Source organism: Chitinivorax sp. PXF-14, assembly GCF_040812015.1.
GTDB lineage: Bacteria > Pseudomonadota > Gammaproteobacteria > Burkholderiales > SCOH01 > JBFNXJ01.
In genome coordinates this window covers 421,579-432,156 of sequence record NZ_JBFNXJ010000002.1, presented here as the reverse complement: position 1 = coordinate 432,156, position 10,578 = coordinate 421,579, and the positions used below count along the sequence as shown (strand labels likewise).

At 60.7% G+C, this 10,578-nt stretch carries 10 protein-coding genes; 1 reads left to right on the top strand and 9 read right to left on the bottom strand.

Annotation, left to right across the window (positions count from 1 at the left end; genetic code table 11):
* The 9 genes from ABWL39_RS04780 to fadD form a co-directional block, all read right to left on the bottom strand.
* Positions 1-448, bottom strand: a 448-nt coding sequence (locus ABWL39_RS04780) for a hypothetical protein (RefSeq protein ID WP_367787588.1), incomplete at its 3' end; no start/stop codon positions are given.
* A 356-nt stretch (positions 449-804) separates the two neighbouring features.
* Entirely contained in the window at positions 805-990 is a 186-nt protein-coding gene (locus ABWL39_RS04775) for a Lar family restriction alleviation protein (RefSeq protein ID WP_367787586.1), read from the bottom strand.
* A 70-nt stretch (positions 991-1,060) separates the two neighbouring features.
* Entirely contained in the window at positions 1,061-1,627 is a 567-nt protein-coding gene (gene dcd / locus ABWL39_RS04770; protein ID WP_367787583.1) for a dCTP deaminase, read from the bottom strand.
* Between the two features lie 105 nt (positions 1,628-1,732).
* Positions 1,733-2,824: an iron-sulfur cluster carrier protein ApbC gene (apbC, locus tag ABWL39_RS04765; RefSeq protein ID WP_367787626.1), complete on the bottom strand. Its 1,092-nt coding sequence runs from the start codon at positions 2,822-2,824 to the stop codon at positions 1,733-1,735.
* 106 nt (positions 2,825-2,930) lie between these two features.
* Positions 2,931-5,021: a 7TM diverse intracellular signaling domain-containing protein gene (locus tag ABWL39_RS04760; protein WP_367787581.1), complete on the bottom strand. Its 2,091-nt coding sequence runs from the start codon at positions 5,019-5,021 to the stop codon at positions 2,931-2,933.
* Between the two features lie 86 nt (positions 5,022-5,107).
* On the bottom strand, positions 5,108-6,256 hold the full coding sequence (gene dapE, locus ABWL39_RS04755; RefSeq protein WP_367787580.1) for a succinyl-diaminopimelate desuccinylase: 1,149 nt from the start codon (positions 6,254-6,256) through the stop codon (positions 5,108-5,110).
* Positions 6,253-6,600 carry an ArsC family reductase gene (locus ABWL39_RS04750; protein ID WP_367787578.1) on the bottom strand — a complete coding sequence of 116 codons (348 nt, stop codon included), beginning with the start codon at positions 6,598-6,600 and terminating at the stop codon, positions 6,253-6,255. Before ABWL39_RS04750 ends, dapE begins: the two co-directional genes overlap by 4 nt.
* 34 nt (positions 6,601-6,634) lie before the next feature.
* Complete coding sequence (locus tag ABWL39_RS04745; RefSeq protein WP_367787576.1) at positions 6,635-7,792, bottom strand: PilT/PilU family type 4a pilus ATPase; 1,158 nt, start codon at positions 7,790-7,792, stop codon at positions 6,635-6,637.
* 191 nt (positions 7,793-7,983) lie between these two features.
* Positions 7,984-9,666: a long-chain-fatty-acid--CoA ligase FadD gene (gene fadD, locus ABWL39_RS04740; protein ID WP_367787574.1), complete on the bottom strand. Its 1,683-nt coding sequence runs from the start codon at positions 9,664-9,666 to the stop codon at positions 7,984-7,986.
* Positions 9,667-10,085: 419 nt separating this feature from the next.
* Here fadD and rimP point away from each other — a divergent pair, with 419 nt between their 5' ends.
* The gene (gene rimP / locus ABWL39_RS04735; protein ID WP_367787572.1) at positions 10,086-10,511 is read left to right on the top strand and encodes a ribosome maturation factor RimP; all 426 of its coding nucleotides are present in this window, start codon (positions 10,086-10,088) and stop codon (positions 10,509-10,511) included.
* Positions 10,512-10,578 lie beyond the last annotated feature (67 nt).

Here is a 10,578-nt window from a genome sequence, read left to right as displayed (position 1 = left end):
AGATGATTGTTACGGGGTCGGTGCCTTTGGCTTTTTCGGAGTTATAGATTGCCAGCCGTTGGGCATCAATGTTGGCTGCTTCGGTGGAAAATTTTTCCTTGAATGCATCGTCAACAATTCGCCCCGTTGTGGAGAGCTTATTTACCGGGTCTCCACCACCGACGCCGCGAAGGTCATAGAAAATGGTGCTTGGGGCATTCGCCATGTCATAGGCGATTCTTTCCGCACTTTGGGGGTCGTCGCTCGCAGACTTCAAGAGCTTCTGTTGTGCTGCTGTTGTGGATTGCGTGGCTCCGTTGCCACCAGCAGCAAGAGCCTTGGCTGCATTAGAAATGGTCACTGTATCGGCAGTTATTGCCGTTGAGGTTGGCGCTTCTTGCCGCTGACTGACCGATTTTGTGAGGGCGCTATACCGTGAAGAAGTACCGCCAAGCCCCTGGATCATCATTTTTCTACCCCTTTTCAATAATTAAATGCTATTGAGTGTAAGGAGTGGAAAACAAGAACCATGCCAGGAAAAGAGCCTTGTTCGTGCCGCTTTTCCTCTCACTGTGGAGTGGGCTTGGCTGGGGGCTATATCCCTTTTCTTCCAATGGAGCCCTTGTTGCGCCTGCTGGATGGGCTGCACGGCAAGCCCTGCCTAAAGCACGACAGCCTATGAATCGAGCTGCGGTATGTCAATCGGGTACGGTGCTTTCCGCGCTGCCAGCAGACGGGGGCGGTGGCACATTGGTCACTCTATGTGGCTTGATTGGCGGGCGGCAGGTTGTCTCGCTCACGGGCAATGGCTTTGCCGTTCCCCGCTTACTTCACCGCATTCCACGCCCGGATCGCTTCGGGCTTGCTCGGGCAGATCGTCGAGATAGCCTTGCAGTTGCCATCCTTGCCGAATTTGGCACATTGCACCCACCAGCGGTTGGAGCCCGATTTCTTCACTTCGGCGGGTTGGCCGCAGCGTGGGCAGGGTTTTGGGATTACGGCTTCAGCCATGGGTATTCCTTGTACGCAAAATGCAGAGGGCCGCGTGGATGCGGCCCTCTGCATGATAGATGGTGCCGAGTCAGATTTTTGGTAGCGTGACGCCGCGCTGGCCCAGGTATTTGCCGCCGCGGTCCTTGTACGAGACTTCGCAGATCTCGTCGGACTCGAAGAACAGCACCTGCGCCACGCCTTCGTTGGCGTAGATTTTTGCCGGCAGCGGGGTGGTGTTCGAGAATTCGAGCGTCACATGGCCTTCCCACTCGGGCTCGAACGGGGTGACGTTGACGATGATGCCGCAGCGTGCGTAGGTCGATTTGCCGAGGCATACGGTCAACACCGAGCGCGGGATGCGGAAATACTCGACGGTGCGCGCGAGCGCGAACGAGTTGGGCGGGATGATGCACGATTCGCCCTTGAATTCGACGAAGGAGTTCGGGTCGAAATTCTTGGGGTCGACGATGGTGCTGTTGATGTTGGTGAACACCTTGAATTCGTCGGCGCAGCGGATGTCGTAGCCGTAGCTCGAGGTGCCGTAGGAGACGATCTTGTGGCCATTGACCTCGCGCACCAGGTTGGGCTCGAACGGCTCGATCATGCCCTCTTGTTCCGCCATGCGGCGAATCCATTTGTCTGATTTGATGGACATCGTGTGTCAGCCAGAAGAAATCGAGGCCGCTAGTCTAGCTGACTGCGGCCTCGTTTGCATTGGGAAAAGCCCAAACCTTGAGCGAGATGGGGTGTGCCGTGCCGATCAGCTGTTCTGGATCACGATTTTCGGGAATTTCGCCGAAAAATCCTGCGCCTTGTCGCCGATCTTGACCGCTACCTTGCGCGCGATCTGCCGGTACAGTGCCGCGATACGGCCGCCCGGCTCGGCTACGACGGTGGGTTTGCCCGAGTCGGTGGAGAGACGAATCGACATGTCGAGCGGCAGCTGGCCCAAGAGGTCGACGCCATAGTCGGCACACATCTTCGCGCCGCCGCCTTCGCCGAAGATCGGCTCGGCATGGCCGCAATTCGAGCAGATGTGGATCGACATGTTCTCGACGATGCCAAGGATGGGCACGCCGACCTTCTCGAACATCTTGAGGCCCTTGCGTGCATCGAGCAGCGCGATGTCCTGCGGCGTGGTGACGATGACGGCGCCGGTGACGGGAATCTTCTGCGACAGCGTGAGCTGGATGTCGCCGGTGCCGGGCGGCAGGTCGATTACCAGGTAGTCGAGCCTGTCCCAGCTCGTCTCGTTGAGCAGCTGCGTCAGCGCCTGGGTGACCATCGGGCCGCGCCACACCATGGGCTGCTCGGGGTCGATCATGTAGCCGATCGACATGGTCTGCACGCCGTAATGCTCGATCGGTGTCATGGTCTTGCCGTCGGGCGATGCGGGCCGCTGGCCTTCGCAGCCCATCATGGTCGGCTGCGAGGGGCCGTAGATGTCGGCATCGAGTATGCCCACGCGCGCGCCTTCGGCGGCCAGCGCCAGCGCCAGGTTGGCGGCCGTGGTCGATTTGCCGACGCCGCCCTTGCCCGAGGCGACGGCGATGATGTTCTTCACGTTCGGCAGCAGCGGGATGCCGCGCTGCACGCTGTGCGAAATGATGTTGGAGCGCACGCGCACCTCCACCTCGCCAAGCTCGGGCGCGGCCTGCAGCGCGGTGCGCAGTTGCGTGGCGAGCTCCTGCTCGACGCTCTTGGCCGGATAGGGCAGCTCGATCTCCACCATCGTCTTGCCACCTTCGGCGCTGACGCGCTTGAGGGCCTTGCCGGTGACGAAGTCCTTGTCGGTGTTGGGGTCGATCTGTTGCTTGAGGATGTCGCGAACGACTTGTTCTGTCTGGCTCATGTCGGAGGACCCTGCGCGGCGGTCGCCGCCGAATAGTTTGCTGAATAGGCTCATGTTGGGTGCCAGTTTAATCAATTCGAGTGGCGGCTTCCAGGCGGTGAAGGGGCTACGCCTGGGGGGCCGTTGCGGCTCCGGCCGCTGTTGCTGTTGCAATGGGCTGCTCGGCCGGGAGTTCGACCACGAAGCAGGCGCCGCGCCCCGGCCGCCGCTCGTGCCAGACATCGCCGCTCATGGCTGTCGCCAGCCGTTTGACGATGGACAGGCCGAGGCCAGTCGAGTGTTCGCCCGCCGTGGGCTGGGCGGATAAGCGCGCAAATTTCTGGAACAGCCGGGCCTGATCTGCGTCCGAGATGCCGGGGCCTTCGTCCTCGATCTCGATGCGGATACGGCCTTGCTGCACGCTCCAGCGCAGGTAGACGCTGCGGTGCGAGGGCGAGAACTTGATTGCGTTCGACAGCAGGTTTTCGCAGATCTGGAACACGGCGCCGCGGTCGAGCCATGCGTCGATTTCGTCCCCGCTCTCGAGGTGCAGCTGGATCTGCTTCTCTTCTGCCCAGCGGCGAGCCTCGGTCACCAGCGAGCGCAGCAGGTCGCCGATCGAGACCTTGCCTGGGTGCAGCAGCAGCTTGCCCGATTCGATCATGTCGAGATCGAGCAGCTTGGAGATGATGCCCATCATGCGGTCGGTGATCTGCTGCAGTTGGGTGAGCGTCCAGTAGGTGCGCTCCTTCGGCCAGTCGTCGAGGCGCGATTGCAGCAAGCCGGTGCCGGCGCGGATCTGGTAGATCGGGTTCTTCAGGTCATGCGCGGCAATGCGCAGGAATTCGGATTTCTCGTGGTTGAGCGTGTCGAGCTCGCGGTTGGCGACTTCGAGTTGCTGATTCGCCTGCAACAGCGCGGCGGTACGCTCCTTGACGCGTTGCTCGAGCTCGCGCTCGGCGTTGCGCAAGGTATCGACCACCATCTCGCGCGCGGCTTCACGCTGTTTCTGCATCTGGCGATAGCGGTCCGCCAGCGCGAACGACAGCAGCAGCATCTCGGCCGGTACGCTGAGGTAGGCGCCATACATCGAGAGGAATTGGACATCGAGCACGCCCAGCGCGCGCAGCATGGTGACGAGGATGCCGGTGATCCAGGCGCCCTGTGCCAGCACCAGGAAGCGGGCGATATGCTGCCCGCGATACCAGCACAGGATGCCGGTGGTGATGCTGCAGAGCGACACCACGATCGCCAGGATGCTGTTGATGTAAGACAGCGTCTGCGTTGAGTACTGTGTCAGCGCCATGGCCGCGACCACCGCCTCGACTGCGGCGAGCACACGCAGCACGGTGGCCATGCGCGGCGCCAGTCGCTTGGGTTCGAGAAAGCGCAGCGTGAACAGCGCAATGCCCAGCATGGCCAGGGCACCGAACAGGTTGACCCCGGCGTTTTCCAGATACACCGAGCCCGGCCACAGGTACTGATAACCGAGGCCGCTATGGGTGGCCTGCCACAAGCCGGTGCAGACCACGGACATGACGTAGAACAGATAGCTGACGTGGATGCGTAGCAAGAACAGCATTAGGTTGTAGGCCGCCAACGCCAGCACGAAGCCAAAATAGAAGCCATGTATCGTCTGCTTTTCCTGGCTTGCCGTGGCGAAATAGCGGTCGGACTGGACCGTGATTGGCAGCGTCATGCTGCTCGTGGTCTGCACCCGCAGGTAATAGGTTGTCGTGCCGCTGGGCTCTGGCCGCAGCGGGAAAGCAAAATCACGGATGGGAAAAGGGCGTTGCGAGAACGGCAGCTGGTCGCCCGTCAGGTCGCGTCGGTAGCCACCGGGTGCCTTGGCGTCGGGGCTGTACAGCGCAATGCTGTCGAGCGTGGGCAGGTCGATCTCGAGAATCCAGTTGGTGTCTGGCGCCTGATTGTCGATCGAGAAACGGAACCAGTACGCCGCACTGGTGTAGCCGAATGCCGGTTGATAGGTGCGGACAGGCTGGAAAGCCTGGTCTGGCCTGGCCATGACCTCGGCCAGCCCGAGCTTGCCGTTGGTATCGACGAGGTATTCGAGATGGGTGCCGAATGTGTTGTACTGCTGCGAAGGCGTCAACACCAGCGGTGCGGCACGGCCCCAGGCCGATAGCGGCAACAGGGCGGCCAGGACGCTGTAGATCGCTAGCAGTCGTATCAGGCGTGTAAAGGCGTGGTGGTGCACAGGAATTCTGCGAAGTTGGTAGGGCGCCGTCCTCCAGGCGCGGCGCCCTACCAAGATAGCCGATCGGCGCGGATCAGGCCAGCGACTTATTTGCTTTGGGGAATGCCGATCAAGCGCTCCAGCGTGCCCTGATAGACGCGCGACAGCTTGGGAATGTCGTCTACCGCAACGCATTCGTTGAGCTTGTGGATGGTCGCGTTGATCGGCCCGAACTCGACGACCTGCGGGCAGATGGCTGCGATGAAGCGGCCATCGGAGGTGCCGCCGGTTGTCGACAGCTCGGGCGGCTGGCCGCAGACGTCGTTGATGGCTGCCGACAGCGCATGCACGAGCGGCCCCTTCTCGGTCAGGAACGGGTTGCCCGACAGCGTCCATTCGATCTGGTAGTCGAGCCCGTGACGGTCGAGAATCTCATGTACGCGGGCTTTCAGGCCCTCCGCCGTGTTCTCGGTGGAAAAACGGAAGTTGAACAGCAGCTCGCACTTGCCCGGGATGACGTTGTTGGCGCCAGTGCCGGCATGGATGTTCGACACTTGCCAGGTCGTCGGCGGGAAATATTCGTTTCCGTGGTCCCATTCGGTCGCGGCGAGCTCGGCCAAGGCCGGTGCCAGGGTATGAATCGGATTCCTGGCCAGGTGCGGGTAGGCAATATGGCCCTGTATGCCCTTGACGTGCAGCCGCCCGGAGAGCGAGCCGCGCCGCCCGTTCTTGATCACGTCGCCAAAACGCTCGCTCGATGTCGGCTCGCCGACGATGCAGCAGTCGATGGTCTCGCCGCGCGCTGCGAGTGCTTCGACCACCTTGACCGTGCCGTCCACCGACGGGCCTTCCTCGTCCGAGGTGATGAGCAGCGCAATCGAGCCATTGGGACGCTTGTGCTCGGACAGGAAGGCCTCGATCGCGGTGATGAATGCCGCCAGCGAGGCTTTCATGTCGGCGGCACCACGGCCGTAGAGCAGGCCATCGGTGATGGTCGGCATGAACGGGTCGCTGTGCCATTGGTCGAGCGGGCCCGTGGGCACCACGTCGGTATGGCCGGCGAAGCACACGACCGGGCTGCTGTCGCCAAGCCGGGCCCAGAAGTTGTCGACATCACCGAAACGCATGCGCTCGATGTTGAAGCCGAGCCGCTCCAGGCGCTCGATCATGATGTCCTGGCAACCCGCGTCACGCGGGGTGTTGGAGGGCAGGGAAATCAGCTGCTCGGTGAGCAGCAGGGTAGGGTTCTGGCTCATTTTCCGAATACCCGCTCATAGCTGTCGGTGCTGAAGCCCAGTTCGATCCGGCCGTCGACATCGAGCACCGGGCGCTTGATCACCGACGGCTTCTCCAGCATCAGGCGAATCGCGCTGGCGTTGTCGGTGACGGCCGCCTTCTGCTCATCAGATAGTTGACGCCAGGTCGTGCCCTGGCGGTTGACGAGCTTGTCCCAGCTGACCTGCATCAGCCAGGCCGACAGCATGGCTTCGCTGACGCCTGCCTTCTTGAAGTCGTGGAAGGGGATGTCGACATGGTGGCTGGCCAGCCATTCGCGCGCCTTCTTGACGGTGTTGCAATTGGGAATACCGTAGATCTTCATGCTTGTGTATCGTTGTTGTCGTAATGGGCTTGGGTCAATGTTGCTCATCGATCAGGTCGATATCGAAGCTGACCGGTTGTTCCTGCTGGGCTTCCTGCTTAGAATGGGGTCTCGCCTGGTCTGTCTCGTCGTGGCTCTGGCCATGGCTGACCAGCCAGTGCAGGTTGGTCGGCGAATCGGCATTCAGCATCGCCTCGTCGAGCGTGATGCGGCCGTCGCGGTACAGCTTGTACAGCGATTGTTCGAAGGTCTGCGAGCCTTGCGACAGGGAGTTCTCCATTGCCTCCTTGATCTGGTCGATCTCGCCGTTCTTGATCAGCTCGGCAATGCGGTTGGTGTTGAGCAGCACTTCCACGGCGGGGATCAGCTTGCCGTCGATGCCGCGCACCAGGCGCTGCGAGATCACCGCCCGCAGCGAGGTCGAGAGATCGAGCAGCAGGCTCGCCCGCGCATCTTCCGGGAAGAAATTGATGATGCGGTTCATCGTGTGATAGCTGTTGTTCGCATGCAGCGTCGACAGGCACAAATGGCCGGACTGGGCGTAGGTGAGCGCGTGCGACAGCGTGTCCTTGTCGCGGATCTCTCCGATCATCAGTACGTCGGGCGCCTCGCGCATCGCGTTCTTCAGTGCATCTTCATAGCTGTGCGTGTCGATGCCGACTTCACGCTGGTTGACGATGCACTTCTTGTGGCGATGCTGGAATTCGATCGGGTCTTCGAGCGTTAGGATGTGGCCCGGCTTGGCGTTGTTGCGGTAGTTCAGCATCGCGGCCAAGGTGGACGACTTGCCCGAGCCGGTCGCCCCGACCACGAGCACCAGGCCGCGCTTGAGCATGCATAGCTCGTCCAGCCCATCGGGCATCTCGAGCTCGTGCAACATCGGCGGGTTGGCCTTGATGTAGCGTATCACCATGGCCACCGCCCCGCGCTGGCGGAAGACATTGACGCGGAAACTGCCGACCTCGGCCACGGGGATGCCGAAGTTCATCTCCCATTCGCGCTCGAAGCGCGCGATGCGCTCTTCATCCATCAGCGAGTAGGCGCACTGCTTGACCTGATCGGCACTCAGCATCTGCTGGTTCACGCCGACGATATTGCCTTGAATCTTGATCTGGATGGGTGCCCCGGCGGTGAAGAATAGGTCGGATGCCTGTTTTTCCGCCATCAGACGGAACAGGGGCTTGAGGTCCATGGTGGCTCCTGATTCGAAGTGTTCTTATTGTCTGGTGAGCGCATGCCGGGCCCGCCCCGCATGCGCATGCCTGGCACGGCGCCAGAGCCTTTCGAGTTTAGCACAGGATGCCCGCGCACCCCGCCGGTGGCGGCCGGGCAAAAAAATGCCCGCCGTGGCGGCGGGCATTCTCTCGTGGCGCGAGGCGTCGATCAGGCCGGAACCTTCTTGACCTCTTCGTCGCGCAGTGCGCGGCGCAGGATCTTGCCCACGTTGGTCTTCGGCAGCTCGGTGCGGAACTCGACGTGCTTCGGTACCTTGTAGCCGGTCAGGTTCTTCTTGCAGTGCTCGATCACGTCCTTGGCCGTCAGGGCCTGGTCCTTCTTGACCACGAACACCTTCACGGCTTCGCCGGACTTGTCGTCAGGTACGCCAATGCAGGCGACTTCGAGCACGCCCGGGTGCAGCGCCACGACATCTTCAATCTCGTTCGGATATACGTTGAAGCCCGACACGAGCACCATGTCCTTCTTGCGGTCGACCAGACGGAAGAAGCCCTGCTCGTTGACGACAGCCATGTCGCCGGTAGCCAGCCAGCCGTCGGCGGTGACGACCTTGGCCGTTTCCTCAGGGCGGTTCCAGTAACCCTTCATGACCTGCGGGCCGCGGATGTACAGCTCGCCCGATTCGCCGACGCCGAGCTCCTTGCCGCTTTCGTCGCGCACCGACGCCTCGGTCGACGGGACCGGCAGGCCGATCGCGTGGTTGTATTCCTTCAGGTTCATCGGGTTGATGCACGCGGCCGGCGAGGTCTCGGTCAGGCCATAGGCCTCGATCAGCGGTACGCCGGTGACCTTCTTCCATTGTTCCGCCACGGCCTTCTGCACAGCCATGCCGCCGCCCAGCACCATTTTCCAGGTCTTGAAGTTGAGCTTGGCGAAGTCGGGGTTGTTGACCAGCGCGTTGAACAGTGTGTTCACGCCAGTCATGCAGGTGACGGGGTACTTTGCCAGCTCCTTGACGAAGCCGGGAATGTCGCGCGGGTTCGTGATCAGGATGTTGAGGCCGCCGATCTTGGTGAACACCATGCAGTTCGCGGTCAGCGAGAAGATATGGTAGAGCGGCAGAGCGGTGATGATGATTTCCTTGCCCTCGCTCACCACCGGCTTCAGCCAGGCATGCGCCTGCTGCATGTTGGCGATGATGTTGCGGTGGGTCAGCATCGCACCCTTGGATACGCCGGTGGTGCCGCCTGTGTATTGCAGGAAGGCGATGTCGTCGTGGCCGACGTTCGACTTCTTCATCTGCTGACGGCTGCCTTGCGACAGCGCATCGTTGAACTTGGTCACCTTGGGCAGGTTGAACGCCGGCACCATCTTCTTGACGTGCTTGACCACGGTATTGACGATCAGCGACTTCGGGAAACCCAGCATGTCGCCGATCTGCGTCGTGATCACATTCTTGACCGGGGTCTTAGAGACGACTTCGGCTAGTACGCTGGCGAAGTTCTCGATGATGACGATCGTTTCCGCCCCCGAGTCCTTGAGCTGGTGCTCAAGCTCGCGCGGGGTGTAGAGCGGGTTGACGTTGACTACAACAAGGCCGGCACGCAGGATGCCGAAGACGCACACCGGGTACTGCAGCAGGTTGGGCATCATGACGGCAACACGGTCGCCACGCTTCAGGCCCAGCACATTCTGCAGGTAGGAGGCAAAATTGGCCGTCAGCTTGTCGAGCTCGGCATAGGTCACCTGCTTGTCCATGCAGGCGAATGCCGGACGATCGGCAAACTTGACTGCACTCTTCTCGAATACCTCACCCACCGATTTGAATTCGTTCAGATCGATTTCCGTGGGTACGCCAGGCTGGTACTGCTTCAGCCAGATTTTTTCCATGTTGCACTCTCCCGTCTATCTTGATGTTTACTTGAATTGGTATAGTTATGCCCCGCCGACTGGCAGGGGTAATATGTAGTCTCGCAGATGCAGTACTGTGCCGCAGCCCGCGCCAATCTCAGATGGGAAAGCCCCAATATGCAAATTGGATTTCCCGTGTTCGGGCCATACTGTACCGGATTTTTCCCGCGGGCGTAAAGCGCGCCTTGCCTGCAAAATTGCCCTGCTTTCGATGCCAGGCAAGCACCGGCTTGATATGTACGGCAATCTCCCTGTTATGACAATGTGCTTGCGATAAAGGGGCGACGCCTTGCTGGGCTTGGTTTTGCGGGCTTTGTCTTATGGGGGTTCTCTGATATAATGCAAAAGATTTAGGGGATGGGCTTTGGGCCCATTTTTTATTTTTCAGGACGGAATATATGGATTTGCGCAGCTTGCTCGATACCACCTTGGCCGGTTTGGGGTATGAGCTAGTCGATCTCGAGCTGGCACCAGGTGGATTGATGCGGGTGTTCATGGACTCGCCCAAGGGTATTACGGTCGACGATTGCGTGACCGTGAGCAATCACCTGACGCGCATGTTCATGGTCGAGAACATCGACTACGAGCGGCTCGAAGTCTCCTCGCCGGGGCTGGACAGGCCATTGGTCAAGGCGGATGACTTCGTTCGCTTTGCCGGTGAGCGCATCAAGCTGAAGCTGCGTGTCCCGGTCGAGCGCCGCAAGAATTTTGCCGGCACGCTGATCGGTCTTGACGACGGGCGCGTGAAGCTTGATGTCGATGGTCAGATGGTCGAGCTTGAGCTTTCCAATGTGGAAAAAGCCAGGATCGATCCGCAGTTCTGATGTCCGGTGGATGCCGCGCCGCAAATAACGAATGTGATAAAGACCGACAGCATAGTCTGTCGCAGGA

Bases quoted from the DNA above. Each gene is read 5' to 3' on its own strand.
- dapE (WP_367787580.1), bottom strand. From the start codon at position 6,256: ATGAGCCAGAACCCTACCCTGCTGCTCACCGAGCAGCTGATTTCCCTG.
- ABWL39_RS04745 (WP_367787576.1), bottom strand. From the start codon at position 7,792: ATGGACCTCAAGCCCCTGTTCCGTCTGATGGCGGAAAAACAGGCATCC.
- rimP (WP_367787572.1), top strand. From the start codon at position 10,086: ATGGATTTGCGCAGCTTGCTCGATACCACCTTGGCCGGTTTGGGGTAT.
- ABWL39_RS04750 (WP_367787578.1), bottom strand. From the start codon at position 6,600: ATGAAGATCTACGGTATTCCCAATTGCAACACCGTCAAGAAGGCGCGC.
- dcd (WP_367787583.1), bottom strand. From the start codon at position 1,627: ATGTCCATCAAATCAGACAAATGGATTCGCCGCATGGCGGAACAAGAG.
- fadD (WP_367787574.1), bottom strand. From the start codon at position 9,666: ATGGAAAAAATCTGGCTGAAGCAGTACCAGCCTGGCGTACCCACGGAA.
- ABWL39_RS04775 (WP_367787586.1), bottom strand. From the start codon at position 990: ATGGCTGAAGCCGTAATCCCAAAACCCTGCCCACGCTGCGGCCAACCC.
- apbC (WP_367787626.1), bottom strand. From the start codon at position 2,824: ATGAGCCAGACAGAACAAGTCGTTCGCGACATCCTCAAGCAACAGATC.